The sequence below is a fragment of the Actinoplanes sp. CA-131856 genome (assembly GCF_050956135.1).
In the GTDB taxonomy this organism is placed as follows: Bacteria; Actinomycetota; Actinomycetes; order Mycobacteriales; family Micromonosporaceae; genus Actinoplanes.
Genome location: NZ_CP191849.1, coordinates 9,440,791 through 9,465,882, shown reverse-complemented (window position 1 = coordinate 9,465,882; position 25,092 = coordinate 9,440,791). Strand labels below are relative to the sequence as shown.

Genomic DNA, 25,092 nt, shown 5'->3' with positions numbered 1-25,092 from the left:
CGTGCTGGGAGCGTGACCACTCGCGGACCACGCGCATCACGTAGTCAGTCGTGCAACGTCTCCCGCAGTTGCCGCCGCGAGCTGACGCCGAGCTTCCGATAGATCTTGCGCAGGTGGTAATCCACAGTGTTCGCGCTGAGGAACAGATGCGCGGCGATCTCGGCGTTCGTCCCGCCGTTGCGCGCCAGGCGCGCGACGGCGGACTCTTGCGGGGTCAGGGCCGTTTCGCTTTCCGGCTGTACGGGGGTGAGCACCGCACCGCCGAGCGCTTCCAGTTCCTGCCGCGCGCGTGCCGCGAACGCGCCCGCCCGCACCTCGTCGAACATCTCCAGGGCCAGCGTCAGGTGATATCCGGCGTCGCGCCGTCGCCGGCGGCGGCGCAGCCACTCGCCGTACAGCAGATGCGCCCGGGCCAGATCGCCGTGCGCGATCGTCCCGCTCAGATGGATGATCGCCTGCTGATAGTGCCTTTCCGCGTCCTCGGCCGCGGACAGCAGCGCGCAACTGCGCTCCAGCAGCCCCATCACGCGCGGCATGCCCGAGGCGATGACGGCCAGGGACAGGTCGGAGTACGCCTGTTCGGCGGTCTTCCGGTCGCCGGCCCGCAGCGCGGCCTCGACCAGATCGGGCAGCGCCCACGCGTAGCGGCGCGGACGGCCCAGCTCGACCAGACCGCGCAGGGTGTCGCAGGCCGGTCCGTAGTCGCCGGCCGCGATGTCGAGGATGGCCAGGCTCAGCCGGGTCGTGCCGTGCAGGCCGCCCATGTGCAGCGCCGCGAAGACGTCCAGGGTGGGCCGGATGCTCTCGCGCACCTCGGCCGGCCCGTGCCAGGCCAGCAGCTCCGGATGGCGCCACACCGGCTCCTGGGCCGCGGTCAGGCCGATGGCCTGGCGCAGCCGCTGGCCGGCGGCGTCGTGCCGGTCGGCCTCGCCGAGCCGTCCGAGCATCGCCTCGGTCATGGCGCCCAGGAAGTGGACCAGATCGAGCCGGTGCAGGGCGCCGGTGCGCCGGGCGACCTTCTCGGCCCGTTCGAGGATGGCCCGCTTGGACTTGTCGTCCCAGAGCAGGTTGCAGAAGTTGACGCCGACGACGAGCCGGTTGAGCAGTTTCTCCTCGGGCAGCGCGGGATCGGTGAGCGCCGTGACGGCGCGGCGCAGGGCGGGCACACCGGATTCGTAGCCGCCGACGGTGAAGGCCGCGTATCCGGCGAGCAGCAGCCCGTCCAGGTCGTCGTCGCCGGCCAGCGGGGCCGCCGCCCCGGCGATCCGGGCCTCGGTGACGCCGGCCAGGTGCTCGGCGGTGATCACGTGCTCGATGGCCTGGACGACCGCCTCGCGGGCCCGGGCGCGGTCGTCGCCGAAGGCCTCGGCCGCGGCCAGGCATTTGGCCGGCGCGTGCAGCAGGGCGGCCGGCGCCCCGGCGTTGATCTCGGCGTAGGCCCGGGTCATCAGGGCCGCGCCGCGCTCCGGTCCGGGCAGCGGGACGTCGATCGCGTCGAGGATGGCGAGCGCCCGGGCCGGCGCCCCGGCCGCCATCGCGGCGCCAGCCGCCCGCACCCGCCGCTGCGCGCGCACGGCCGGATCGGGGGTCAATTCGGCCGCCCGGCCCAGAAATCCGGCCCGGGCGGTGTGGCCGCCGCGGGCGCCGGCCCGGTCGGCGCAGCGCTCCAGATCGGCCGCGACCGTCTCGTCCGGCCCGTCGGCGGCCGCGGCCAGATGCCAGGCGCGGCGGTCGGCCTCGGCCGGGTCGGTGACCGCGGCGGCCAGCGCGCGGTGCGCGGCCCGGCGCTCGGCCGACGTCGCGGCGCCGTAGACCGCCGACAGGACAAGGGGATGACGGAACAGCACCGGCGGTGAGCCGGTGACGAACCGGTCGGCCTCGGCCGCCGCGGCGTCGGCCAGATCGGTTCCGAGCGCCCGCCCGGCCGCCGGCACCAGCGCGCCGGTGCCGCCCGCGTTCGCCGCGGCCAGGAGCAGCCAGGTGCGGGTTCCGCGCGGATAGGCGGCGATCCGGGCCGCGTAGTGGGTCTCGAGGCGGCTGCCGATCGGCACCGGATCGGGCAGAGGCGTGGCGCCGCCCCACTGATCGGCCGTGAGCTCCCGGCCCAGATCGGTCAGCGCGAGCGGATTGCCGCCGGTGGCCTCGGCCACGCGCGCGGCCAGGGCCGGGTTCACCGGCCCGTCGACCACCTCGGCCAGCAGGGCGGCCGCGGCGTCGCGGCCGAGGCCGGTGATCTGCCGCACGGGCAGGCCGGGTAACGGATCGGCGTCGTCCGGCTCGGCCCGCAGGCCGAACAGCAGCACCACGCCCTCGGCGTGCAGGCGGCGGCCCACGAAGGCGAGGGCCCGCAACGATTCGCTGTCGACCCACTGGGCGTCGTCGACGACGCAGAGCCGGGGCTCGCGGGCGAGCAGGGTGAGCGTGGCCAGGCTGACCAGATAGAGATCGGCCGGCGGGCCGTCGGAGAGCCCGCAGGCGACCTCCAGGGCGGCGCGCTGGGTGGCCGGGAGCCGGTCGAGCAGGGGAGCGCCGAGCAGGGGGACCAGGAGCCGATGCAAGGCGGCGTACGGGAAATCGGCTTCCGCCTCGACCCCGCTCACCCAGAGGGAACGGGCCGCTCCGCGCTCGGCGTGGCGCAGCAGGGAGGTCTTGCCCACGCCGGCCTCGCCGCGCAGCACCAGAGCCGCGCTGCGCCTGCCCCGGATGCCGGCGACGAGCTCGTCGAGAGTGGCGCACTCCGCTTCGCGCCCGAACAGCCGCACATGGCGACCCTATCGATGAACTACCTGCTCATCACAGGTCCGAAAGTCTCAGAGACCGGAGAGTCTTTGCCCGGCGCGGACCACGGCCATCGCGTGGCGCTCACCGGGGCGGCGGCCGAGGCGTTCGATCGGACCGCTTATCGAGATGGAGGCGATGACCCGGCCCGTCCGGTCGCGGATCGGGGCCGAGACACTGGCCACACCGGGCTCGCGCTCGGCCACGCTCTGGGCCCAGCCCCGGCGGCGGACCTCGGCCAAGGTGCGGCCGGTGAACTTGCAGCGGGGCAGCAGGGGCATCACCGCCTCGGGCGGCTCCCAGGCGAGCAGGATCTGTGCGGCCGAGCCGGCCACCATGGGCAGCACCGAGCCGACCGGGACAGTGTCGCGCAGGCCGCTGGCGCGCTCGGCCGCGGCCACGCAGATGCGCTCGTCGGCGCGGCGCAAGTAGAGCTGCGCACTCTCGCCGGTCGCGTCCCGCAATGCGGAAAGCAGGGGCTCGGCCGCGGTCAGCAGAACGTCCGGCGCGGCGTTGGCCAGCTCGCCCAGGCGGGGGCCCGGGCGCCAGCGGCCCTGGGTGTCCCGCACCAGCATCCGGTGGATCTCCAAGGCCTGGGCCAGGCGATGTGCCGTTGCCCGGGGCAGCTTCGTTCGGTCGACGAGTTCCGCCAGGCTGGCGCCGTCGACACAGGCCGCCAGGATGACGACCGCCTTGTCGAGAACGCCGACACCGCTCATACTGTGTCCCACAAGCCGAAACATACCTCCCAGAATTTAGGATGTCCAGATGGTGGGAGTCACTCCGAGGACCCTGGCCGAAAAGGTCTGGGACGACCATGTCGTGCGTGCTGCCGAGGGTGAGCCTGATCTGCTCTACATCGACCTGCACCTGTTGCACGAGGTGACCAGCCCGCAGGCCTTCGACGGCCTGCGCATGGCCGGCCGTCAGGTTCGACGCACCGATCTCACGCTCGCGACCGAGGACCACAACACGCCGACGGGCTATGCCGACCCGGCGTTCAACACCAAGCGCGGCGAGCTCTTCACGATCGCCGACACCACCTCGCGGACGCAGATCGAGACGCTGCGCAAGAACTGCGCCGAGTTCGGCGTGCAGATCCGCCCGCTGGGCGACATCAACCAGGGCATCGTCCACGTGATCGGGCCGCAGCTCGGTCTCACCCAGCCCGGCACGACCATCGTCTGCGGCGACTCGCACACGGCCACGCACGGCGCGTTCGGCGCGCTCGCGTTCGGCATCGGCACCAGCGAGGTCGAGCACGTGCTGGCCACGCAGACGCTGCCGCAGGCGAAGCCGAAGACGATGGCCGTCACGGTCGTCGGCGAGCTCGGCCCCGGCGTGAGCGCCAAAGACCTGATCCTGGCCCTCATCACGCAGACCGGCACCGGCGGCGGCAACGGCCACATCGTCGAATATCGCGGTGAGGCCATCCGCAAGCTCTCCATGGAGGGCCGGATGACCATTTGCAACATGAGCATCGAGTGGGGCGCCAAGGCCGGCATGATCGCGCCCGACGACACCACTTTCGCCTATCTGAAGGGCCGCGAGCACGCGCCCCAGGGAGAGCAGTGGGACGCCGCGGTCGACTATTGGCGCACGCTCGTCACCGACGAGGGCGCCGAGTACGACACCGAGATCATCCTGGACGCCTCGGCGATCAGCCCGTTCATCACCTGGGGCACCAACCCGGGACAGGGCGCCCCGCTCGACAGCGTGGTCCCCGACCCCGAGGAGTTCGTCGAGGAGACCGACCGCAGCGCCGCCCGCCGCGCGCTGGAATACATGGATCTCGCGCCGGGCACGCCGTTCAAGGACGTCGCGGTCGACGTGGTCTTCGTGGGCTCCTGCACCAACGGCCGCATCGAGGACCTGCGGGCCGCGGCCGACGTCATCCGCGGCCACAAGGTGCACGACGGCGTCCGCATGATGATCGTGCCGGGGTCGTACAAGGTGCGCGAGGCGGCCGAGGCCGAGGGTCTCGACAAGGTCTTCACCGAGGCGGGCGCCGAGTGGCGCTTCGCGGGCTGTTCCATGTGCCTGGGCATGAACCCGGACACGCTCACCCCGGGCCAGCGCGCCGCCTCCACCTCCAACCGCAACTTCGAGGGACGGCAGGGCAAGGGCGGTCGTACGCATCTGGTCTCGCCGCAGGTCGCCGCCGCCACCGCCGTGGTCGGCAAGCTGGCCGCCCCCGCCGACCTCTGAGACCGGAGTAATCCCATGGACAAGTTCGTGACACACAGCGGCAAGGTCATGCCGCTGCGCCGCTCCGATGTGGACACCGACCAGATCATCCCCGCCGTCTATCTGAAGCGGGTCACCCGCACCGGTTTCGAGGACGGTCTGTTCAGCGCGTGGAAGGACGACCCCTCCTTCGTGCTGAACAATCCGGCCCACGCCGGGGCCACGATCCTGGTCGCCGGACCCAACTTCGGCACCGGTTCGTCGCGCCAGCACGCGGTCTGGGCGCTGCGCGACTGGGGCTTCAAGGTGGTCATCGCGGCCCGCTTCGGCGATATCTTCCGGGGGAACGCCCTCAAGGAGGGTCTGCTGCCGGTCCAGCTCGACCAGAAAGCCGTGGAAGCCCTCTGGGATCTCGGTGAGAGCGAGCCGGAAAAGCAGATCACGGTCGACCTCGGTGCCCGTCAGGTGCGCGTGGACGACGCCTCCTGGTCCTTCCCGATCGACGATTTCAGCAGGTGGAGGCTCATGGAGGGCCTCGACGACATCGGACTGACCCTGCGCCACGAGGAACTCATCACGGCGTACGAGAAGAAGCGTCCCGCCTTCAAGCCGGTCGTCGCCTGAGCAACGAAAACCCCTGTCCTGGCAAGAAATTTCGCCCCCACCGAGTCCCCGGTGGGGGCGATTTCGTTGTAACACAAGGGTTTTTTTGACACTAATGTTTGTGTCCGCTGGTCAGAGGGCATACGGTGCGCGCAGAATGGCTCGCATTGGGCCACTTCTCACGTTCGGGAGGAAAATCGTGAACAAGGCCGAGCTTATCGAGGCGCTGGCCGCCCGGCTAGGTGACCGGAAAACCGCGACGGCGGCGCTCGACGCGGTCATCAGCGAGGTGGAGAACGCCGTCACCAAGGGCGACCGGGTTGCCATCACCGGCTTCGGCGTCTTCGAGAAGCGGGCACGCAATGCGCGTACGGCCCGCAATCCTCGCACCGGCGAACCGGTGAAAGTGAAGAAAACATCGGTGCCGGCGTTCAAGCCTGGCACCGCCTTCCGCGAGATGGTGGCGAGCGGAAAGGTCGCGAAGGCCGCGGCCCCGGCCAAGAAGGCCACCGCCACCAAGGCCACCGCCACCAAGGCCACCGCTACGAAGGCGACCGCCACCAAGGCGGCTGCCGCCACCAAGGCGGCCCCGGCCAAGACCACCGCCACCAAGGCGACGGCGGCCAAGAAGACCGCCGCCACCAAGGCCACCCCGGCGAAGTCCACGACGGCCGCGACCAAGACGGCCGCCGCCAAGAAGACGACCGCCACCAAGGCCGCGCCCGCCAAGACCGCCGCCACCAAGGCGACGGCGACCAAGGCGGCGCCGGCGAAGTCCACTGCCACCAAGGCGACCGCTACCAAGGCGACCGCCACCAAGGCCGCCGCCACGAAGGCGACGGCCACGAAGGCCGCCGCCACCAAGGCGACTGCCACCAAGGCCACCGCCACCAAGGCGACCGCGGCGAAGAAGACCGCCGCGACCAAGGCCGCCCCCGCCAAGAAGGCTGCCACCGCGACGAAGACCGCCGCGGCCAAGAAGACGACTGCCCGCAAGACCACGACCGCGGCCGCGGCGGAGACCCCGTCCCGCGCCCGCGCCGCACGCACCAGCCGCAAGACCAGCTGAGGCACGCACCGCCGAGAAGGCGTCCACCCGTACGGTGGACGCTTTTTCTGTGTCCCGGCGCGGAAGTGGCCACTGTGCCTACCGTCCGGTCATGGAGCGCAGAGCGTCGCCGCGGGGGTTGGTGGGCCGGTCGCTGATCGCGGCCGTGCTGTTCGCGGCCGCCATCGTGCCGGGCTGGACGATGGGTGGGCTGGCCGAGCGGTGGACCGGCTCGGGCCTGCTCGACTGGATCGTCACCGGGGCCTGGGCCGGCCTGGCCGTGCGCCTGCTGGCCCCGTGGGCCTCGTACCGGCCCCGGGACGCCTTTCTGGGGTTGATCCCTGTCTACAACTGGTATCTCGTCTGTGTGTTGAGCTGGCGGGTCGCGCTGCTGCCCTATCGCGACTGGGAACCGCGCGAGGACGAGCTGTGGCGGGCCCGCTGGCTGACCGGCGACCAGATCGGCCTGTGGCGCGCGGACCCGCTGCCGCCACCGCGGCGCCCCCGGCAGAAGGTCAGAGCCGCGACAGGCCCAGCAGCCGGTCGCCGGACCAGGTGAGCAGCCAGCCGTCGCCCTTGGCGGTCTTGTAGGGCGCCGGATCGGGCGCGTCGGCCAGCGCGGCCAGCAGGCCCGGAATCAGCTTGCCCTGGCTGCAGACCACGGTCAGGCCGCCGGAACGCAGCTCGAACAGGCGCTGGGCGGCCAGTTTGGCCTTGGCCGGCGCCTCGTCGGCGTCGGACGGCTCGGCGAAGCCGCCGTCCATCACGATCGGCTTGCCGCCCAGGGCGGCCGCCAGCGGCTCCAGGGTCTGCTTGCAGCGCAACGGCGTCGCCGCCACCAGCCGCTCCGGCCCGAGCGGGGCGACCAGCTCGGCGATGCGCTCGGCCTGGGCCAGCCCGACCGGGTCGATCGGGCGCAGCGCGTCGTTGCCGTTCCACTTCTTGCGCTCGCCGGCGTGCGCGTGGCGTACGAGAACCGCCACCGCCGTGACCCGCGGCAGTGCCGCCACATGGTCGAGCAGCGCGCGTTCGTCGTCGTAGCTGACCCGGCGGGCGGCCTCGGCGAGCGGGAGCCAGGCGATCTGGTCGACCTCGTCGGTGTCGCCGATCGGGGCCTCGTCGCCGGTGACCGCCATGAGCCAGTAGTCCACCGTCTTCGGGCGACCGTCGGGCAGGTCGTATTCGACGCGGGGCAGGGCCAGCTCGGGCCGCCCGCGCCGGCCGGTCTCCTCGAGCACCTCGCGGACGGCACCCAGCAGGGCCGGCTCGCCCTTGTCGAGATGACCCTTGGGCAGGGCCCAGTCGTCGTACCGGGGGCGGTGCACCAGGCAGACCTCGAGGCCGTCGCCGGCCGGGCGGTAAAGCACACCGCCCGCGGCGCGGATCGGCTCCGGCATCAGACCGCCTTCGTCTTCTTGTCGACGCGGCGCAGCAGCGCCTCCTGAAGGTGCATGCTGGCGTCGGCCTGGCTGGCCGGGTTGCGGTGCCACGTGCCGTCACCGTGCAGGTCGAAACCCTCGGTGCTGTCGTCCATCGACAGCTCCAGCACGTAGCGCAGCTCCTCGCGGGCGCTCGGCTTGACCACCTTCACCAGCGCCTCGACGCGGCGGTCGAGGTTGCGGTGCATCAGGTCGGCCGAGCCGATCCAATATTCGGCGTCGTCGCCCAGGCCGAACCGGAAGACCCGCGAGTGCTCCAGGAACCGGCCGACGATCGAGCGGACCCGGATGTTCTCGGAGAGGCCGGGCACGCCGGGCCGCAGGGCGCACATGCCCCGAATGATCAGATCGACCTTCACGCCGTCCTGCGAGGCGCGGTAGAGAGCGTCGATGCTCTCCTCGTCGACCAGCGAGTTCACCTTGATCTGCACGAGCGCCTCGCCGCCCTCGCGGGCGATGCGGGCCTGCTCCTCGATCCGCTCGATCAGGCCGGAGCGCACGCCGTGCGGGGCCACCAGCAGACGGCGGTATTTGCGCTGGCGGCTGTAGCCGGTCAGCACGTTGAACAGGTCGGTGACGTCGGCGCCGACCTCGGGATCGGCGGTGAGCATGCCGAAGTCCTCGTAGAGCCGGGCCGTCTTGGGGTGGTAGTTGCCCGTGCCGATGTGGCAGTAGCGCCGGATCTGGTTGCCCTCCTGGCGTACCACCAAAGCGGTCTTGCAGTGGGTCTTGAGACCGACCAGGCCGTAGACGACGTGACAGCCGGCCCGCTCCAGCGTGCGGGCCCAGGCGATGTTCGCCACCTCGTCGAAGCGCGCCTTCACCTCGACCAGGACCACCACCTGCTTGCCGGCGGCGGCCGCGTCGACCAGCGCGTCGACGATCGGGGAGTCGCCCGAGGTGCGGTAGAGCGTCTGCTTGATGGCCAGCACGTTGGGGTCGGCCGCGGCCTGCTCGATGAAGCGCTGCACGCTGGTCGAGAACGAGTGGTACGGGTGGTGGACCAGGATGTCGCTCTCGCGCAGGCGGTTGAAGACGCTGCGCGGCACCTCGCCGTCGGCCAGCTGCGGATGGGTGGCCGGCACGAACGGACGGTCCTTGAGGTCGTCGCGGTCGCTCTCGCCGAACACCTGCCACAGCGCCGACAGGTCGAGCAGGCCCGGCACCCGCTGCACGTCCTCGCTGTCCATGTCGAGCTCGCGCACGAGCAGCTCGAGCACGTGGTCGCTGATCGAGGCGGCCACCTCGAGGCGCACCGGCGGGCCGAAGCGGCGCTGGGCCAGCTCGCGCTCCAGGGCCTGCAACAGGTCCTCGTCGCGGTCCTCGTCGACTTCGAGCTCGGCGTTGCGGGTCACCCGGAACAGGTGCCACTCGAGCACCTGCATGCCCGGGAAGAGCTGGTCGAGGTGGACCGCCACGAGCTCCTCGACCGGCAGGAAGCGCACGCCCCGGCTGTCGTTCTGCACGGTGACGAAGCGGGGCACGTTGTTCGGCACCTTTATGCGGGCGAACAGCTCGGCGTTGGCGTCGTCCGGGTCACGCAGGGCCACCGCGAGGTTCAGGGAACGGCTCGAGATGTACGGGAACGGGTGCGCCGGGTCGACCGCCAGCGGGGTCAGCACCGGGAAGATCTGCTCGCGGAAGTACGTGCGCAGCCGCTCGCGCTCGGGCGCGTCGAGCTCGCTCCAGGAGACCAGCTCGATGCCCTCGGCCGACAGCTTGGGGCGCACCTCGTCGGCGAAACAGGCGGCCTGGCGGGTGACCAGGTCGGCCACCCGCTGCGAGATCATCTCGAGCTGGTTGCGCAGCGAGCTGCGGTCGCCGCCGCGCATCGGCAGGCCGGCGCTGAGGCGCCGCTTGAGCCCGGCCACCCGCACCATGTAGAACTCGTCGAGGTTGCTGGCGAAGATGGCCAGGAACTTCGCCCGTTCCAGCAGGGGCGTCTTCGGTTCCTCGGCCAGCGTCAGCACGCGGGAGTTGAAGTCGAGCCAGGACAGCTCGCGGTTGAGGAAACGGTCCTCGGGCAGCTCCGGGCGGTTCTGCTCGGGCGCCTCGACGGGTTCAGTGCTGGCGGTCACGAGTTGCTCCGTTGTCTTCTGCTCGGCCGATCGCGGGAGAAAACGGCCGTTCGGGCCACGCCGACGGCTTTCCGGGGTCCGGGGCGGGGTCTGCATCGCTCCATCATTGCCGCTTTCGGCGGAACGTGAAACGCGCTGGCTAGACGATGCCGGGGATTCTCACCTGACGGACAATGCCCCCCGGATCGCGCTCCACGTCGACCCGCTGGCCGAGCCGGAGCTTGCGCAGCCCGGACCCGTCGAAAGCGGGCGCATCGAAGGCCAGCTCAGTCCCGTCGTCGAGAAGAAGCGTGCCAGTGCGGTCGCCGGCGTCGAATGTCGCGATCGTCCCCTGCATGACCTCGACGCTACCGGTCAGGCGGCCGAGACGCAGGCCACCTTGAGTCCCAGATCACGCAGGAGCGCGCAGGTGTGCCGCCCGGCGCCCAGCGCGAGGACCGTGGCCAGGTCGGCCGGGGTGTCGACGTCCTGCCGCAGCCCGGGCCAATCGCCGTCGAGGGCCCGCGCGCCCGATTCGGCGTGGGCCCGCGCCGAGCCGATTCCGAAGAGCGGTTCCAGGTGTACGCCAGGAGCGGCGGCCAGGAGCACGGTGCCGGTGCCGGCGGCGTCGGCCACGTACGCCCTTGGTTCCTTCTCCGCGTGGGCCAGCGCCTCGTCCAACTCGGCCGGGCTCAGCGCGGGCAGGTCACCAGCGAGCACGGCCCGGTGCCGTTCTGTTCCGGCCACGTCGTCCGCGCCGTACCGCATGGCCTCGTTCAGCCCGGCGCCCGGCCGATCGGCGACCACCCGGGCGCCCATTTCTGTGACGGCTGTCGCGGTCACAGGGTCGTCCGTCACAACGATGAGGTCGCACACGGAAAGGACCGCGGTCGCTGTGTCGAGCACCATGGCGAGCGCGAGATCCGCGTGCCGGGCCGCCGGAACGGCCCCGCGCAGCCGGCTCTTCGCCAGCCCCAGCCGCTTGACCGGCATCACGGCCGTCCAGTCCCCACCCATTCGGCCAAGTGTGCCAGCCCTCCGGCGGTAAGGACCCCACCTGGTACCGCGGGCTTCGAGCGGGCATGATTTCGTATTTGAGACGCGGCGGGGACACGCCGCACAGCAGGTAGGAGGGGCCGTGGCGCACCGCAGGCTCGGATTCTGGCGGCGGTTCGCGGCCGTGCTGGTGATTCCCGTGCTCAAGGTCTGGACCAAGCGGACCTGGCTCGACATGGAGAAGATCCCGAGGACGGGTGGCGTGATCCTCGTCCCCAACCATGTGTCGCACTTCGATCCGCTCGTGGTCGCGCATTACATCTACGGCGCCGGCCGCTGGCCGCAGTTCCTCGGCAAGGCCAGCCTGTGGCGGGTGCCGGTGATGGGCCCGTTCCTGCGCAAGGTCAAGCAGATCCCGGTCGAGCGCGGCAGCGTCGAGGCCGTGAAGTCGCTCGACGTGCTCGTCGACGCCCTGAACCAGGGCGGCGTCGTGGTCATCTACCCCGAGGGCACGACCACCCGTGACCCCGAGCTGTGGCCCATGCGCGGCAAGACCGGCGCCGCCCGGCTCGCGCTGGTCACCGGCGCTCAGGTGATCCCGATGGCCAACTGGGGCGCCCACGAGATCTTCGATCCGCGCACGGGCAAGCTGAGCATGCGCCCGCGCCGCCAGGTGACGGTGACCGCGGGCGACCCGGTCGACCTGAGCCGCTGGGCCGGCGCCGCCCCGTCGCGGGCCGTGCTCGAGGAGATGACCGAGCACATCATGCGCGACATCAGCGCCCTGCTCGGCACGCTGCGCCACGAGCAGCCGCCGGCGGCTCTCTACGAGCGCCCGAAGAAGAAGGCCACCACGTCGGAGGAGAGCGCATGACCCGGGCCGCGGTCATCGGATCGGGCGCCTGGGGCACGGCCTTCGCCAAGGTGCTGGCCGAGGCGGGCGCCGACGTGACGATGTGGGCCCGGCGCGACGCGGTCGCCACGTCGATCCGGGACAGCCACGTCAACGAGGGCGCGCTGCCCGGCATCAAGCTGCCCGAGCGCATCACCGCGACCACCGACCTGGCCGGGGCCGTGTCCGGGGCCGGCCTGGTCGCCATCGCGGTGCCGTCGCAGACGTTGCGCGGCAACCTGGCCGAGTGGGCCGGCGCGTTCGAGCCCGGCTCGACCATCGTGTCGCTGATGAAGGGCATCGAGCTCGGCACGACCAAGCGGATGAGCCAGGTCATCGTCGAGACCGCGCACGTCGAGCAGGACCGGGTGGTGGTCGTCTCCGGCCCCAACCTGGCGCCCGAGATCGCCGCCGAGCAGCCGGCGGCGACGGTGGTGGCCGGCACCGACGCCGCGCGCTGCCGGGCCGTGCAGCACGCGATGGCGCTGCCCTACCTGCGCCCGTACACGAGCGAGGACCTGATCGGCTGCGAGCTGGGCGGCGCCGTCAAGAACGTGATCGCCCTGGCCTACGGCATGGCCGCGGCGATGGGCCTGGGCGACAACACCAAGGCCTCACTGATCACCCGTGGCCTGGCCGAGACGGCCCGCCTGGGCGCGGCCCTGGGCGCCGACCCGCTCACCTTCGCCGGCCTCGCCGGTTTGGGTGACCTGGTCGCGACCTGCTCGTCGCCGCTGTCGCGCAACCGTACGTTCGGCGAGCAGCTCGGTCTCGGCAAGACGCTGGAGCAGGCGCAGACGGCGGCCCGGCAGACGGCCGAGGGTGTGAAGAGCTGCCTGGCCATCCGCGACCTGGCCCGGGCGCACGGCGTGGAGATGCCGATCACCGAGCAGGTCGAGAAGGTCTGCCACGAGGGCGCCGACCCGCGGGTCGCCGTGAAACTGCTGATGGGCCGGGAGATGAAGCCGGAATGAGTTATTCGGATGGCACGCGCGCTGTGCACGCCGGACTGCCCGACCCCGCTGTGGGCGAGCCGTTCCTGCCGGGGCCGGTCTTCGCCGCGCCCTATCACCTCGATCCCGCCGACGGTCCCGGGCTGAACGACTACGCCCGCACCCAGCACCCGACCCGGCGCAACCTCGAGTCGGCCATCGGCGAGCTCGAGGGCGGCCGCACGCTCGTGTTCTCCAGCGGCCAGGCCGCCATCACGGCGCTGATGCTGGCCGTGCTGCGCACCGGCGACACCGTGGCCCTGCCCTCGGACGGCTATTTCACCGTCCGCGCCTTCGCCGAGGGCACGCTGCGCGACCTCGGCGTGAAGACGGTCCTGGTGCCCACCGCCGGGCCCTATCCGAGCTTCGAGGGTGTACGCCTGGTGCTGCTCGAGACCCCGGCCAACCCGGGCCTCGACGTGTGCGACATCCAGGCCGTGTCCGACGCCGCGCACGCGGCCGGTGCCCTGGTCGCCGTGGACAACACGACCTCGACGCCGCTCGGGCAGACCCCGCTGGCGCTCGGGGCCGACGTGGTCGTCGCCTCGGGCACCAAGGCGCTGACCGGCCACTCGGACGTCCTGCTGGGCTACGTGGCCACCAACGACATCGCGCTGTTCGACAAGATCGAGACGTGGCGCAAGCAGACCGGCGCGGTGCCGGGCGCGTTCGACGCGTGGCTGGCCCACCGTTCGATCGCCACGCTCGACCTGCGGCTGGCCCGCCAGACCCAGAACGCGGCCGCCGTCGCCGCGTTCCTGGCCTCGCGCGACGACGTCACCGGGGTGCGCTGGCCCGGCCTGGAGGGCGATCCGTCGTACGAGGTGGCCCAGCGGCAGATGCGCCGCATCCCCGGGGTGGTCTCGTTCGATCTGGGCGACGAGCAGCGGGTGGCCCGCTTCCTGGCCGCCTCGGGCCTGGTCTTCGCGGCCACCTCGTTCGGCGGCGTGCACAGCACGGCCGACCGGCGCGCCCAGTGGGGCGACGACACGCCGCCCGGCTTCGTGCGGTTCTCCTGCGGCATCGAGGACACCGCCGACCTGCTGGCCGATCTGACGGCGGCGCTGGACGAGGCGTGAGCGTGGCCTGGAACAGCTTCTCCGGCGACCAGGTGGCGTCGCTGACCCAGGGGTCGAGCTTCTTCGCGGAGCCGGGCGAGCGGGACTGCCCGGCCTGCGGGGAGCGCCGCCTGCGGGCGTACTTCAACGCGCCCGCCAACGCCCGCCGCCCGACCCTGGTCAGCTACGTGTGGTGCTCGGCCTGCCTGAAGTTCGTCGGCACCCGGGCCAAGCACCCCGAGGGCCTGGTCTTCAGCGACCCGCTGGCCGTGCTGCCCGAGACCGAACGCCGCGACCTGGAACGCAGCCTGGTCGGCTTCCTGGCCCATCTGGACCGTCTGTGGGACGAGGGCGTGCTCCCGCAGACCTTTGCCGCCTAGAAATCCTTCTTGCTGTCGTTGGCGCCGCGGGTCTATGGTTCGTTACATGAGTAATGAACCACTGAAGTAGGGAGGCTCGGCGTGTTCCACGACCGCAGCCCCATCTACCTCCAGATCGCCGAGGGCATCAAGAACGACATCCTCAGCGGGGGCCTCGAGGAGGAGCAGCAGGTGATGTCGACGAACCAGTACGCGGCGTTCTACCGGATCAACCCGGCCACCGCGGCCAAGGGCTTCGCCCAGCTCGTCGACGAGGGAGTGCTCTACAAGCGGCGCGGGATCGGCATGTTCGTGAGCCCCGACGCCCGGGCCCGGTTGCGCGCCGAGCGGCGCGAGCGGTTCTTCGCCGAGGTGGTCGCCCCGATGCTCGACGAGGCGAAACGGATCGGCATCAGCGTCGACGAGATCGTCAAGCACCTGGGGGAGAAGTGAGCATCGAGATACGCGACCTCACCGTCCGCTACGGCGGGACCGTGGCCGTCGACAGCGTCGATCTCGACCTGGAGGGCGACAAGATCTACGGTCTGCTCGGCCGCAACGGCTCCGGCAAGACGAGCCTGCTGAGCGCGATCGCGTCGTACCGGAAACCGTACTCGGGCTTCGTCCGCGTCGACGGCGAGGACGCCTTCGAAAACCCGCGGGTGGCCCACCGCACCTGCTTCATCCGCGACACGCTCGACCTGAGCGACTCCGACCGCCTCCGGACGGCGCTCGACCTCGCCGCCCGGCTGCGGCCCACCTGGGACGTGGCGTACGCCTCGCATCTGATCGAGGTCTTCGGTCTGAATCCGCGCAAGCGGGTCTCGGCGCTCTCCCGTGGTCAGCGCTCCGCGTTCGGCGTGGTGCTCGGACTGGCCGCGCGGACCCCGCTGACCATCCTCGACGAGTCGTACCTGGGCATGGACGCGGTGGCCCGCACCCTGTTCTACCGCGAGCTGCTGGACGACTATCTGCGGCACCCGCGCACGATCATCCTCTCCACCCACCTCATCGAGGAGGTGGCCGACCTCTTCGAGCGAGTGATCATCATGGATCGGGGGCGGGTCATCGTGCACGACGAGACCGACGCCCTGCGCGGCCGCGGCGTCACCGTGACCGGACCGGCCGAGGCCGTCACCGCGTTCACCGCCGGGCACACCGTCCTCGGCGAGCAGAGCCTCGGCGGCGTGCGCGCCGTCACCCTCGACGGCCGCTTCGGCGCCGGTGACATCGAGCGCGGCGAGGCGGCCGGGCTCAGCTTCGGCCCGATCGGCATCCAGGACCTGTTCGTCCACCTCACCTCGCAGCCGCTGGAGGCGTCGCGATGACCGTGTTCAGCACCCTGTTCCGGCTCTACCGGCCGATCCTGCTCATCTTCTGGGGCATCATGCTGGCGGTCGAGGCGATCGGACTGATCGTCATCAACCACGCGGTCGGCCCGAACAAGTTCAGCTTCTGGATCGTCATGGCCGGCGCGGCCATCAAATACTGGCCGCTGGTGGCCGGCATCCTCGTGATCAGCCTGCACATGAAGCTCTTCGTGGCCAACGGCATCACCCGGGGCGAGTTCCTGGGCGGCATGGCGATGTTCGCGGTGGCCCTGACCGCGCTCTTCGCGGCGCTGGTCACGGTCGGGCACGCCATCGAGAGCGTGCTGCTGGGCGCGCTCGACCTGCGCGGGGCGACATATCCGGTCTTCACTCTCGACGGCGCGCTGTCGGAGTTCGGTCATCTGCTGCCGGGCTCGATGGCGTACATGGTGACCGGCATGCTGGTCACGGCCGGCTTCTACCGCTGGAACCCGTGGATCGGCGTGCCCCTGATCATTCCGGCCGCGATCCCGCTGGCCGTCTCCGACAACCTGGTCCGGTTCGACGAGTTCGGGAAGACACTTCACCGGCTGCCGTACGGACCGGCGGTCGTCATCACGCTCACGGTGGTCGTGGCCGGCTTCCTCGTGCTCTACAGCGTCATGCGCGACACCCCGATCCGGCGGACGTCGGGCTGACTACGCCCCGTAAAGGCCTGATGAACTGCGAGTTCGCGGCAGACCGGCGGATCCCGGAGGTGGCTCACGCAGAGTAGGGTCACCCCCGGCAAGCCCGCTAGCGAGAGGCCCGAAGAGAAGTGACGACCCCTCGGAAGACCCGAGTCGCGATCGTGTTCGGCGGTCGCAGCACCGAGCACGCGATCTCCTGCGTGAGCGCCGGAGCGATTCTGGGCGCGCTCGACCCGGATCAGTACGAGGTGGTCCCGGTCGGCATCACGCGCGACGGCCAGTGGGTCCTGGCCGGCGAGGACCCGGCCTCCCTGGCCATCGTCGACCGGAAACTGCCCGAGATCACCGCGGCCAGCGGCTCGTCGGTGGTGCTGGCCAACGCCGAGCTCATCGTGCGCGACCCCGGTGCGGGCGTGTCGTCGCTGGCCGACGTCGACGTCGTCTTCCCGGTGCTGCACGGGGCCTACGGCGAGGACGGCACCATCCAGGGCCTGCTCGAGATGGCCGGCCTGCCCTACGTGGGCGCCAACGTGTTCGCCTCGGCGGCGGCCATGGACAAGGAGTTCACCAAGAAGCTCGCGACCGTCGAGGGCATTCCCGTGGGGCCCTATGCGGTCCTGAGGGCCGGTGTCTCGCTGTCGGAGGCCGACAAGGAGCGCCTGGGCCTGCCCGTCTTCGTGAAGCCTTCACGGGCCGGCTCGTCACACGGCATCACTCGCGTGACCGATTGGGCCGACCTCGACGCGGCCGTCGCCACCGCCCGGCAGATCGACCCCAAGGTGCTCGTCGAGGCCGCGATCGTGGGCCGCGAGGTCGAGTGCGGGGTGCTCGAGAGCGAGGCCGGCGGCGCGCCCGACGCGTCCCTGCTTGCCGAGATCCACGTCAACGACGACCAGTGGTACGACTTCGACACGAAGTACATCGACGGCGCTCCGCACAGCCTCCCGGCCAATCTGCCGGACGAGGTCACCCGCCAGGTTCAGGACTACGCGCGGCGCACGTTCACCGCGCTCGACTGCGCCGGCCTGGCCCGCGTCGACTTCTTCGTCACGGCCGACCACCAGATCTACCTCAACGAGATCAACACGATGCCGGGCATGACGCCGACCTCGATGTTCCCGCTCATGTGGGCGGCCACCGGCCTCGAATACCCCAAGGTGGTCGACCGCCTGGTCCGCACCGCGCTACGCCGCGGCACCGGCCTTCACTGATTGCAGCCCGTCGGCACGCCGGTGGTCTTCGACTTCACCGTCTGGACCACGGCGTCCGAGAACTCGTTGGCCCACTGCGCGGTCTGCTCGTAGCTGCCGGGCACCTGGACCCGCACGGGAACCTCACGGTCCATCGTGGTGAAGACGTCAGTCGCCGGCAGATCCTGCCCGTACCAGCAGACGCCGTTCATCTTCAGCATGGTGGCGTCCAGCGGCACACAGCCCGCGTGGCCGCCGTCGACACGCTCGCACATGGTCGGCTGGGGCAGGCCACACGCGACGGTGATGGCCGGCTCGCCGTACGCCGCGTTCTGCTCCGGGCCGGCGCTCACCTTGCGCTGGGGCAGCCCACGGACCTCGGTGGGCAGCTGCGAGGTCACCGCGAGACAGACCTGGGCCGTACGGGCGTCGAGTTTCGGAGCGTCCATCTGGACCGGAGTGGACGGCACGACGACCGGAGTGGACGCGCCGGCGGCCGGCTCGGCGGTCGACGAGCCGCCGTCCGGCGTGATCTTCCAGAAGACCAGGAGTCCCACGATCAGGGCCACGGGCACGGCGATGAGCGTGGCCCACAGAGCCGCGCCCCGCGCCGCCGGATCAGGCTTCTTGACCGGGGGGTTCTCCACGTCAACCATGTCAGAGGTTTACCACGGAGCAGGTCAGCGTCCGCATGATGCCCGGAACGTACTGGACTTTGCTCACAATGAGGCTGCCGAGGTCGTCGACCGTGTGCGCCTCGGCCAGCACGACCACGTCGTACGGCCCGGTGACCGCGTCGACCCGTACCACACCCGGTATTTTGCCGATCGCGGCGGCCACGTCATGGGCCTTTCCGACCTCGGTTTGGATCAGGATGTATGCCTGGACCACTCTCTGACTCCATTCCCCACCGCCGTAACCCGAACGTGAAACTACCGTAAAGACCAAGAATGAAAGGCCGTGTACACGTGAGCATTGCCGAGGCCGGCGAGTTCGGGCTCATCGCCCGAGTGGTCGCGCGGCTCGAGACCGGCCCGACGACGCTGCTCGGTCCGGGCGACGACAGCGCGATCGTGGCCGCGCCCGACGGTCGGATAGTGGCATCCACCGATGTCCTTGTCGAGGGCCGGCACTTCCGCCGCGACTGGTCCGGCCCCGCCGACGTGGGTCATCGGGCCGCCGCGGCCAACCTGGCCGACATCGCGGCGATGGGCGCGACGCCGACGGCGCTGCTGGTCGCGCTGTGCGCCCCACCCGACATGGACATCGCCTGGGCCGAAGACCTGGCCTCCGGCCTGTCGGCCGAGGCGGCGCTGGTCGGTGCGAGCGTGGTCGGCGGTGACATGTCGTCGAGCCCGACCCTGACCATCGCCGTGACCGCCCTGGGTGACCTGGGCGGCCAGGCGCCGGTGGTGCGCACCGGCGCCCAGCCGGGCGACGTCATCGCGCTGGCCGGGCGGATCGGCTACGCGGCGGCCGGATATACGGTGCTGTCCCGCGGCTTCCGTACGCCGAAGGCGCTGGTCGAGGCGTACCGCCGCCCGGCGGTCCCGTATGCGGCCGGTCCCGCCGCGGCCCGCGCCGGCGCCACCTCGATGATCGACATCTCGGACGGCCTCCTCCAGGACCTCGGCCACATCGCCAAGGCCAGCGTGGTCGGCCTGGACATCGAGGCCGGCGCCTTCGAGGTCCCCGACCAGATGCGCGACGCGGCAACGGCGCTGGGCGTCGACCCGTTGCAGTGGCTCCTGGCCGGTGGCGACGATCACGCCCTGGCGGCCACGTTCCCGGCCGGGGTGGCGCTGCCGGACGGCTGGCGCCCGATCGGCCGGGTCCACGAGGGCACGGGGGTCACGGTCGACCGGAAACCGTGGAGCGGCCCGCTCGGCTGGGACCACTTCCGCTGAGACAGGTGGCTTTGGCGGCCGGGCGCCGCCGTCACTACTGTTGGCCCGTGCCAGAGATCAAGATCAGGCGGGCCGAGCTCGCCGAGCCCGTGGTCCGCCTGCTGCTCGCCGACGTGATGCAGGAGCTGGCGGACCGCTACGGCGGCAGCGGCGACGACACCCCCATCGACGCGGCGGAGTTCCTCCCGCCGAATGGCGACTTCTTCGTGGCCGACGACGGCGAGAAGCTCGTGGGATGCGCCGGTTGGCGCCGGCACGGGGAGGACGCCGAGCTCAAGCGCATGTTCACGGCGAAGGCGGCCCGGGGCCGGGGCCTGGGCCGCCAACTGCTGGCCAAGGTCGAGGAGTCGGCCCGCGAGGCCGGTTGCCGCCGGGTCATCCTCGAGACGGGCGACAAACAGCCGGAGGCGATCGGCCTGTACGAGTCGGCCGGTTACGCCCGTATCGAGGACTTCGGCTACTACGCCGGCGAAGAGGGCGTCCTGTCCTTCGCGAAGACTGTGTGAAACACAACCAGCCCTCCGGTCAGTGACCGGAGGGCTGGTGGACGAACGTCAGATCAGGCGCGGGTGACCTTGCCGGCCTTGATGCACGACGTGCAGGCCTTGACCTTGCGGGTCGTGCCGCCACCGGCGGGGGTGCGCACAGACTGGATGTTCGGGTTCCAGCGGCGGTTGGTCCGCCGGTGCGAGTGGGACACGTTGTGGCCGAAGCCCGGTCCCTTGCCACAGACGTCGCACACGCTAGCCACGGGTAACTCCTGGGTCGAAACGAAAACTGAAGGCGCCCAGCGAGCATGGCCGCAGGCAACCCGGCAAGGTTACATGATGCCCGGGCGAGTCGGCGAATCGGTCCTGGCCACTCGCGGCGCTCCGGCAATTGTCAGAGGTGGTTAGTACGATTTTCGCGTGCTCGAGACCCTGGACGCCGCCGCCGTTCGCCGCTGGTGCGGCCGCGGCCTCCAGGCGCTGAGGGCCCACCAGCGCGAAATCAACGAGCTGAACGTCTACCCGGTCCCCGACGGCGACACCGGCACCAACCTGGTGCTCACCCTCACGTCGGCCCAGGAGGCCCTGGACGCTTCGGACGCCCACGAGGCCATTGGGACCGCCGAGACTCCAGTGACCCTGGTCAGGGGGCCGGCGGCCCCGATCAGTCCGACCGACGCGTCCAGCGTGGGCGGCCCGGCCAGCGCGTCCGGTCCGGCTGGTGTGGGCGGCCCGGCTGGCGCGTCCAGCCCAACCAGCGTGAATTACTCCACTGGCGCGTTCCAGCCGACGGGTGCGGTCGTCCCGGCCGGCGCTTTTCATCCGGCCGGCGCGATCGACCCGGACGGCATGATCGATCCGCTGGACGGCACGCCTCTGGCGCGGGCCATGCGACGGATGGCGCGGGGCGCGTTGCTGGGCGCGCGGGGCAACTCCGGCGTGATCGTTTCGCAGATCCTGCGGGGAATGGCCGACAGCGTGGCCGCGTCGGCCGCGGTGCGCGGCGCCGAGCTGGCCCGGGCGTTGAGATCGGCCTCCGAGGCGGCTTACGCGGCCGTCGCCCGCCCGGTCGAGGGGACCGTGCTCTCCGTGGTGGCCGCCGCGGCCGAGGCCGCCGCCCGCATAAAGTCGGATGACCTTCTGGCCGTGGCCCGCGCCGCCGCCCGCGCCGCGTCGGAAGCCCTGGCCCGCACCCCACAGCAGCTACCCGCCCTGGCCCGGGCCGGAGTCGTCGACGCCGGCGGCCGCGGCCTCTGCCTCCTGCTCGACGCCCTGGTCGAGGCCCTGACCCCGGCCGGCGCCGCTCCCCACGACGAGCAAGTTGCCGAGCCGGACAACAAGCTCGGCTCCGCCACCACGCCTTCCCTCATCGCCCCGCCCAACCCCGGCGACAGCCCAACCCCCTCCGGCGCCCTTCTGCCCGGCACAGCCTCGCCCGGCGCGCCTCTCGTGTCCGGCGCAGCTGGCGACGCTTCCTTGCCCAGCGCCACCTCACCGGCCGACGGGCCTTCGTCCGCCGGGAGCTCTTCGGCTGGCGGTCGCTCTCTGCCCGGCGTTGTTTCCGTGTCCCCTGTCGGTGGGGAGCGTGCGGCTGCGATGGGGGATCGCGGTGGCGTGGGGGAGTTCGGCTTCGAGGTGCAATATCTGCTTGATGCCTCGCCGGAGGCCGTTGACGGGCTGCGGCGGGTGCTTGATGCCCTCGGGGACTCTCTTGTCGTCGTGGGCAGTGGCGAGGTGGGGCCGCAGACCTGGAACGTCCACGTTCACGTCGACGCCCTGGGGATCGGGCCCGCCGTTGAGGCCGGCGTCGAGGCGGGGCGGCCCTATCGGATCAGTGTCACGCCGCTTGATGACCGTGGGCATGGGCCCGGCGAAGCCGAGCGGCCGGCCAGTGGGCGTGGGGCCGTCGTCGTCGCGGCCGGGGAGGGGCTCACCTCGCTGTTCGAGGCGGAAGGGGCCACCGTTGTCGGGCGCAACCCGTCGACCCGGGAGATGCTCGAGGCGATCGGCTCGTCGGGGGCCCGCTGTGTGGTGCTGCTGCCCAACGACGCCAACACCCATGCCGTTGCCGTCTCGGCTGCTCGGGAGGCCGAGGCCGGCGGGGTCCGGGTCAGTGTCGTGCCCACGCGGTCGCCTGTTCAGGCGCTGGCCGCCCTCGCCGTTCGTGACCCGGAGCGGTCCTTCGCCGATGATGTCATCGCCATGGCCGAGGCGGCCGGGGCCTGTCGTTACGGCGAGGTCTGCACCGCCCAGCGGGACTCGCTCACCGTTGCCGGGCCCTGCCGGGCCGGTGATCTGCTCGGGCTGGTCGACGGTGAGGTGCATGTGATCGGTGACGATCTCGCCGCTGTCGGTCTTCAGCTGCTCGACCGCATGCTCGGTGGCGGCGGCGAGCTCGTCACCCTCGTGCTCGGCGCCGACGCGCCCGACGGGCTGGAGGAGAAGCTCCGTGCGTACGTGACCCGGGCCTGGCCCTTCGTCGAGCTGCACAGTTACGCCGGCGGGCAACCCCGCTATCACCTGCTGGTTGGAGTGGAATGACCACCATCGACACCCCGCTGGAGAAGGTCCTCGGCGCCAAGACGGCCAAGGCCCTCGCCGACCACCTCGAGCTGCACACCGCCGGTGACCTCGTCTACCACTTCCCGCGCCGCTACGACGAGCGTGGCGAGCACACCGACATGCGCGGCCTGCAGATCGGCGAGCAGGTCACCCTGCTGGCCCAGGTGCAGGGCATCGCCGTCAAGCCGATGCGGCAGCGCCGCGGCAACATGCTCGAGGTGACCATCGGCGACGGCTCCGGCGCCACCCTGACCTGCACCTTCTTCAACCAGGCGTGGCGTGAGCGCGAGCTGCGCAAGGGGCGCTGGGGGCTGTTCGCGGGCAAGGTGACCGACTTCCGGGGCAAGCGCCAGCTCAACGGCCCGGCCTACCAGCTGCTCAGCGCCGACGCCACGCAGGACGAGGCGGCCGAGGAGATCGAGGAGTTCGCCGGCGCGCTCATCCCGGTCTACCCGGCCGCGCAGGCCGTGCCGACCTGGGTGATCGCCAAGTGTGTGCGGACGCTGCTCGACACGTTCGAGGCGCCGCCCGATCCGCTGCCGGCGCCGGTGCGGGCCAACCGCAACCTGATCGGCATCGGCAAGGCGCTCCACGAGATCCACCGCCCGACGTCCAATGAGGCGCTCCAAGTCGCGAAATATCGCTTGAAATGGGACGAGGCATTCGCGGTTCAGGTGACCTTGGCGCAACGCCGGGCGCGTGCCTCCGCGACGGCGGGCCGGGGCCGACCGAAGAAAGACGGCGGCATTCTGGCCAAGTTCGACGCCGGTCTGCCGTACGAGCTGACCGACGGCCAGCGCAGCGTCGGCGAGGAGATCGCCGCCGACCTGGCCCAGGCCCACCCGATGCACCGGCTCCTGCAGGGCGAGGTCGGTTCCGGCAAGACCCTCGTCTCGGTGCGCGCCATGCTCCAGGTGGTCGACGCGGGCGGTCAGGCCGCCCTGCTGGCGCCGACCGAGGTCCTGGCCACCCAGCACTTCCGGGGCATCAGCGCGCAGCTGGGCGCGCTCGGCCGGGCCGGTGAGATCGACGGCGACCCGGCCGGCACCCAGCTGACCTTGGTGACTGGCTCGCTCGGCGCCGTCGCCAAGAGAAAAGCGCTGGCCAAGGTGGCCGACGGAACGGCCGGCATCGTCGTGGGCACGCACGCTCTGCTGTACGAGGGTGTCGACTTCCACGATCTCGGCTTGGTGGTCGTGGACGAGCAGCACCGGTTCGGTGTCGAGCAGCGTGACGCGCTGCGGGCCAAGGCCGCCACGCCCCCGCACGTGCTGGTGATGACCGCGACCCCGATCCCGCGCACGGTGGCCATGACCGTCTACGGCGATCTCGAGACCTCGGTGCTGTCGCAGCTGCCGCGCGGCCGCTCGCCCATCGCCTCCCACGTGGTGCCGCCCGAGAAGCCCGCCTTCCTCGACCGGGCGTGGCGGCGGTTGCGGGAGGAGGTCCAGGCCGGCCATCAGGCGTACGTCGTCTGCCCGCGCATCGGCACCGGAGCCTCCGAAGAGGAAGAGGAGCCGCCGGGCGACAACGAGCCGGCCCGGCGCCCGCCCCTGGCCGTGATGGACGTGGCGCCGATCCTCGAGGAGGGCCCGCTGCACGGCCTGCGGATCGCCGTGCTGCACGGCAAGCTGCCGGCCGACGAGAAGGACGCGGTGATGCGCCGCTTCGCCGCCGGCGACCTGGACGTGCTGGTGGCGACCACGGTGATCGAGGTCGGCGTCGACGTGCCCAACGCGACGGTCATGGTGATCATGGATGCCGACCGGTTCGGCGTCTCCCAGTTGCACCAGCTGCGGGGCCGGGTCGGGCGGGGCTCGGCGGCCGGCATCTGCCTGCTCGTCACCGAGTCGGTGGAGGGCACGGCGGCCCGCGAGCGGCTGGACGCGGTGGCGTCCACCACCGACGGCTTCAAGCTCTCCGAGATCGACCTGGAGCAGCGCCGCGAGGGTGACGTGCTGGGCGCCTCACAGTCCGGCAAGCATTCGCACCTGCGGTTGCTGTCGCTGCTGCGCGACACCAAGCTCATCACCGACGCCCGGGCCGAGGCCGCCGAGCTGGTCGGTGACGACCCGGACCTGTCGAAATACCCCGCTCTGGCCGCCTCGGTGGCCGCGTTCGTCGACGAGGAGCGGGCCGAATATCTGGAGAAGGGATGATCCTGCACATCTGCCCCCGGGCCGCCTGGGACGAGGCGGTCGCGGCGGGGACGTACGAGGCCGACTCGCTGGTCACACAGGGCTATCTCCACTGCTCGACGGCCGCGCAGGTCAGCGGCCCGGCCAACTTCCTGTTCCACGGTCGTCGCGATCTCGTGCTGCTGGAGATCGACGAGGAGCGGTTGCCCGTGCCGGTCACCTGGGAGCAGGGCGATCCGCCCAAGCCGGACGGTGAGCTCTTCCCCCACGTCTATGCGGCGTTGCCGGTCGGTGCCGTGGTGGCCGTCCATCCGTACCACCCGGAACCGGATGGGTCTTTCCAGCCGCCCCGGATATGACAAAAGCGCCCCGGCTTCGGCCGGGGCGCTTTTCGTCTAG

Annotated in this window: 26 protein-coding genes; 17 read left to right on the top strand and 9 right to left on the bottom strand. The window is 71.3% G+C overall.

Annotated elements, in window-relative coordinates; genetic code table 11:
• Window positions 1-44: 44 nt before the first annotated feature.
• Together ACQP2X_RS43390 and ACQP2X_RS43385 are read right to left on the bottom strand one after the other, a co-directional pair.
• Window positions 45-2,762 (bottom strand): helix-turn-helix transcriptional regulator, encoded by a 2,718-nt coding sequence (locus tag ACQP2X_RS43390; RefSeq protein WP_498691895.1) that lies wholly within the window; start codon window positions 2,760-2,762, stop codon window positions 45-47.
• Window positions 2,763-2,810: 48 nt separating this feature from the next.
• A complete protein-coding gene (locus tag ACQP2X_RS43385; protein WP_023561932.1) occupies window positions 2,811-3,497 on the bottom strand; it encodes an IclR family transcriptional regulator in 687 nt (228 codons plus the stop codon).
• 49 nt (window positions 3,498-3,546) lie between these two features.
• Between ACQP2X_RS43385 and leuC the strand changes: the two genes are divergently transcribed.
• The 4 genes from leuC to ACQP2X_RS43365 all read left to right on the top strand — a co-directional run bounded on the left by leuC (window position 3,547) and on the right by ACQP2X_RS43365 (window position 7,175).
• A complete protein-coding gene (gene leuC, locus ACQP2X_RS43380; protein ID WP_498691893.1) occupies window positions 3,547-4,986 on the top strand; it encodes a 3-isopropylmalate dehydratase large subunit in 1,440 nt (479 codons plus the stop codon).
• A 15-nt stretch (window positions 4,987-5,001) separates the two neighbouring features.
• Window positions 5,002-5,589, top strand: a complete 588-nt coding sequence (leuD, locus tag ACQP2X_RS43375; protein WP_360242189.1) for a 3-isopropylmalate dehydratase small subunit — start codon at window positions 5,002-5,004, stop codon at window positions 5,587-5,589.
• A 178-nt stretch (window positions 5,590-5,767) separates the two neighbouring features.
• The gene (locus ACQP2X_RS43370) at window positions 5,768-6,637 is read left to right on the top strand and encodes an HU family DNA-binding protein (protein ID WP_498691892.1); all 870 of its coding nucleotides are present in this window, start codon (window positions 5,768-5,770) and stop codon (window positions 6,635-6,637) included.
• Window positions 6,638-6,728: 91 nt separating this feature from the next.
• Window positions 6,729-7,175: a hypothetical protein gene (locus ACQP2X_RS43365; RefSeq protein ID WP_498691890.1), complete on the top strand. Its 447-nt coding sequence runs from the start codon at window positions 6,729-6,731 to the stop codon at window positions 7,173-7,175.
• Here the strand turns inward: ACQP2X_RS43365 and ACQP2X_RS43360 are convergent.
• From ACQP2X_RS43360 to cofC, 4 genes are read right to left on the bottom strand one after another with little or no spacing between them, the layout of a single operon-like run.
• On the bottom strand, window positions 7,132-8,013 hold the full coding sequence (locus ACQP2X_RS43360; RefSeq protein ID WP_498691888.1) for an NUDIX hydrolase: 882 nt from the start codon (window positions 8,011-8,013) through the stop codon (window positions 7,132-7,134). The two genes, ACQP2X_RS43365 and ACQP2X_RS43360, sit on opposite strands and share 44 nt — an antisense overlap.
• Window positions 8,013-10,229 (bottom strand): RNA degradosome polyphosphate kinase, encoded by a 2,217-nt coding sequence (locus tag ACQP2X_RS43355; protein WP_498691886.1) that lies wholly within the window; start codon window positions 10,227-10,229, stop codon window positions 8,013-8,015. Before ACQP2X_RS43355 ends, ACQP2X_RS43360 begins: the two co-directional genes overlap by 1 nt.
• Window positions 10,230-10,272: 43 nt before the next feature.
• A complete protein-coding gene (locus tag ACQP2X_RS43350) occupies window positions 10,273-10,470 on the bottom strand; it encodes a cold-shock protein (RefSeq protein WP_498691885.1) in 198 nt (65 codons plus the stop codon).
• 17 nt (window positions 10,471-10,487) lie between these two features.
• Window positions 10,488-11,129 carry a 2-phospho-L-lactate guanylyltransferase gene (cofC, locus tag ACQP2X_RS43345; RefSeq protein WP_498691884.1) on the bottom strand — a complete coding sequence of 214 codons (642 nt, stop codon included), beginning with the start codon at window positions 11,127-11,129 and terminating at the stop codon, window positions 10,488-10,490.
• A gap of 121 nt (window positions 11,130-11,250) precedes the next feature.
• Between cofC and ACQP2X_RS43340 the strand changes: the two genes are divergently transcribed.
• From ACQP2X_RS43340 to ACQP2X_RS43305, 8 genes are all read left to right on the top strand, one after another.
• Window positions 11,251-11,982 carry a lysophospholipid acyltransferase family protein gene (locus tag ACQP2X_RS43340; RefSeq protein WP_498691883.1) on the top strand — a complete coding sequence of 244 codons (732 nt, stop codon included), beginning with the start codon at window positions 11,251-11,253 and terminating at the stop codon, window positions 11,980-11,982.
• A complete protein-coding gene (locus tag ACQP2X_RS43335) occupies window positions 11,979-12,974 on the top strand; it encodes an NAD(P)H-dependent glycerol-3-phosphate dehydrogenase (RefSeq protein WP_498691882.1) in 996 nt (331 codons plus the stop codon). The genes ACQP2X_RS43340 and ACQP2X_RS43335 overlap by 4 nt, the downstream gene beginning before the upstream one ends.
• Complete coding sequence (locus ACQP2X_RS43330; RefSeq protein WP_498691881.1) at window positions 12,971-14,071, top strand: cystathionine gamma-lyase; 1,101 nt, start codon at window positions 12,971-12,973, stop codon at window positions 14,069-14,071. The genes ACQP2X_RS43335 and ACQP2X_RS43330 overlap by 4 nt, the downstream gene beginning before the upstream one ends.
• Window positions 14,068-14,430 (top strand): hypothetical protein, encoded by a 363-nt coding sequence (locus ACQP2X_RS43325; RefSeq protein WP_498691880.1) that lies wholly within the window; start codon window positions 14,068-14,070, stop codon window positions 14,428-14,430. The genes ACQP2X_RS43330 and ACQP2X_RS43325 overlap by 4 nt, the downstream gene beginning before the upstream one ends.
• Window positions 14,431-14,511: 81 nt before the next feature.
• Window positions 14,512-14,862, top strand: coding sequence for a GntR family transcriptional regulator (locus ACQP2X_RS43320; RefSeq protein ID WP_498691879.1), 351 nt, complete (start codon window positions 14,512-14,514; stop codon window positions 14,860-14,862).
• Window positions 14,859-15,737, top strand: coding sequence for an ATP-binding cassette domain-containing protein (locus ACQP2X_RS43315; RefSeq protein WP_498691878.1), 879 nt, complete (start codon window positions 14,859-14,861; stop codon window positions 15,735-15,737). The genes ACQP2X_RS43320 and ACQP2X_RS43315 overlap by 4 nt, the downstream gene beginning before the upstream one ends.
• Window positions 15,734-16,417: a hypothetical protein gene (locus ACQP2X_RS43310; RefSeq protein ID WP_498691877.1), complete on the top strand. Its 684-nt coding sequence runs from the start codon at window positions 15,734-15,736 to the stop codon at window positions 16,415-16,417. The genes ACQP2X_RS43315 and ACQP2X_RS43310 overlap by 4 nt, the downstream gene beginning before the upstream one ends.
• A 119-nt stretch (window positions 16,418-16,536) precedes the next feature.
• Window positions 16,537-17,619 carry a D-alanine--D-alanine ligase family protein gene (locus ACQP2X_RS43305; protein WP_498691876.1) on the top strand — a complete coding sequence of 361 codons (1,083 nt, stop codon included), beginning with the start codon at window positions 16,537-16,539 and terminating at the stop codon, window positions 17,617-17,619.
• Here the strand turns inward: ACQP2X_RS43305 and ACQP2X_RS43300 are convergent.
• Window positions 17,613-18,254, bottom strand: coding sequence for a DUF3515 family protein (locus ACQP2X_RS43300; RefSeq protein ID WP_498691875.1), 642 nt, complete (start codon window positions 18,252-18,254; stop codon window positions 17,613-17,615). The two genes, ACQP2X_RS43305 and ACQP2X_RS43300, sit on opposite strands and share 7 nt — an antisense overlap.
• Before the next feature lies 1 nt (window position 18,255).
• Window positions 18,256-18,489: an Lrp/AsnC ligand binding domain-containing protein gene (locus tag ACQP2X_RS43295; RefSeq protein WP_097318348.1), complete on the bottom strand. Its 234-nt coding sequence runs from the start codon at window positions 18,487-18,489 to the stop codon at window positions 18,256-18,258.
• A 77-nt stretch (window positions 18,490-18,566) separates the two neighbouring features.
• On the opposite strand from ACQP2X_RS43295, the gene ACQP2X_RS43290 reads away from it, so the two are divergent.
• Both ACQP2X_RS43290 and ACQP2X_RS43285 read left to right on the top strand, forming a co-directional pair.
• Window positions 18,567-19,505 (top strand): thiamine-phosphate kinase, encoded by a 939-nt coding sequence (locus ACQP2X_RS43290; protein ID WP_498691873.1) that lies wholly within the window; start codon window positions 18,567-18,569, stop codon window positions 19,503-19,505.
• A gap of 47 nt (window positions 19,506-19,552) precedes the next feature.
• Window positions 19,553-20,011, top strand: a complete 459-nt coding sequence (locus ACQP2X_RS43285; protein WP_498691871.1) for a GNAT family N-acetyltransferase — start codon at window positions 19,553-19,555, stop codon at window positions 20,009-20,011.
• Between the two features lie 53 nt (window positions 20,012-20,064).
• Here the strand turns inward: ACQP2X_RS43285 and rpmB are convergent, their stop codons facing one another.
• The gene (gene rpmB, locus ACQP2X_RS43280) at window positions 20,065-20,256 is read right to left on the bottom strand and encodes a 50S ribosomal protein L28 (protein ID WP_097318353.1); all 192 of its coding nucleotides are present in this window, start codon (window positions 20,254-20,256) and stop codon (window positions 20,065-20,067) included.
• A gap of 586 nt (window positions 20,257-20,842) precedes the next feature.
• On the opposite strand from rpmB, the gene ACQP2X_RS43275 reads away from it, so the two are divergent.
• From ACQP2X_RS43275 to ACQP2X_RS43265, 3 genes are read left to right on the top strand one after another with little or no spacing between them, the layout of a single operon-like run.
• The gene (locus tag ACQP2X_RS43275; RefSeq protein ID WP_498701222.1) at window positions 20,843-22,534 is read left to right on the top strand and encodes a DAK2 domain-containing protein; all 1,692 of its coding nucleotides are present in this window, start codon (window positions 20,843-20,845) and stop codon (window positions 22,532-22,534) included.
• A complete protein-coding gene (gene recG / locus ACQP2X_RS43270; RefSeq protein WP_498691870.1) occupies window positions 22,531-24,714 on the top strand; it encodes an ATP-dependent DNA helicase RecG in 2,184 nt (727 codons plus the stop codon). The genes ACQP2X_RS43275 and recG overlap by 4 nt, the downstream gene beginning before the upstream one ends.
• Window positions 24,711-25,052 carry a DUF952 domain-containing protein gene (locus ACQP2X_RS43265; protein ID WP_498691869.1) on the top strand — a complete coding sequence of 114 codons (342 nt, stop codon included), beginning with the start codon at window positions 24,711-24,713 and terminating at the stop codon, window positions 25,050-25,052. Before recG ends, ACQP2X_RS43265 begins: the two co-directional genes overlap by 4 nt.
• Window positions 25,053-25,092: the final 40 nt, after the last annotated feature.

Coding starts and splice junctions, on each gene's coding strand:
- ACQP2X_RS43360 (WP_498691888.1), bottom strand. CDS start 8,013: ATGCCGGAGCCGATCCGCGCCGCGGGCGGTGTGCTTTACCGCCCGGCC.
- ACQP2X_RS43265 (WP_498691869.1), top strand. CDS start 24,711: ATGATCCTGCACATCTGCCCCCGGGCCGCCTGGGACGAGGCGGTCGCG.
- leuD (WP_360242189.1), top strand. CDS start 5,002: ATGGACAAGTTCGTGACACACAGCGGCAAGGTCATGCCGCTGCGCCGC.
- ACQP2X_RS43335 (WP_498691882.1), top strand. CDS start 11,979: ATGACCCGGGCCGCGGTCATCGGATCGGGCGCCTGGGGCACGGCCTTC.
- ACQP2X_RS43385 (WP_023561932.1), bottom strand. CDS start 3,497: ATGAGCGGTGTCGGCGTTCTCGACAAGGCGGTCGTCATCCTGGCGGCC.
- ACQP2X_RS43275 (WP_498701222.1), top strand. CDS start 20,843: ATGATCGATCCGCTGGACGGCACGCCTCTGGCGCGGGCCATGCGACGG.
- ACQP2X_RS43310 (WP_498691877.1), top strand. CDS start 15,734: ATGACCGTGTTCAGCACCCTGTTCCGGCTCTACCGGCCGATCCTGCTC.
- ACQP2X_RS43355 (WP_498691886.1), bottom strand. CDS start 10,229: ATGCAGACCCCGCCCCGGACCCCGGAAAGCCGTCGGCGTGGCCCGAAC.
- ACQP2X_RS43330 (WP_498691881.1), top strand. CDS start 12,971: ATGAGTTATTCGGATGGCACGCGCGCTGTGCACGCCGGACTGCCCGAC.
- recG (WP_498691870.1), top strand. CDS start 22,531: ATGACCACCATCGACACCCCGCTGGAGAAGGTCCTCGGCGCCAAGACG.
- ACQP2X_RS43300 (WP_498691875.1), bottom strand. CDS start 18,254: ATGGTTGACGTGGAGAACCCCCCGGTCAAGAAGCCTGATCCGGCGGCG.
- cofC (WP_498691884.1), bottom strand. CDS start 11,129: ATGGGTGGGGACTGGACGGCCGTGATGCCGGTCAAGCGGCTGGGGCTG.
- ACQP2X_RS43350 (WP_498691885.1), bottom strand. CDS start 10,470: ATGCAGGGGACGATCGCGACATTCGACGCCGGCGACCGCACTGGCACG.
- ACQP2X_RS43365 (WP_498691890.1), top strand. CDS start 6,729: ATGGAGCGCAGAGCGTCGCCGCGGGGGTTGGTGGGCCGGTCGCTGATC.
- leuC (WP_498691893.1), top strand. CDS start 3,547: ATGGTGGGAGTCACTCCGAGGACCCTGGCCGAAAAGGTCTGGGACGAC.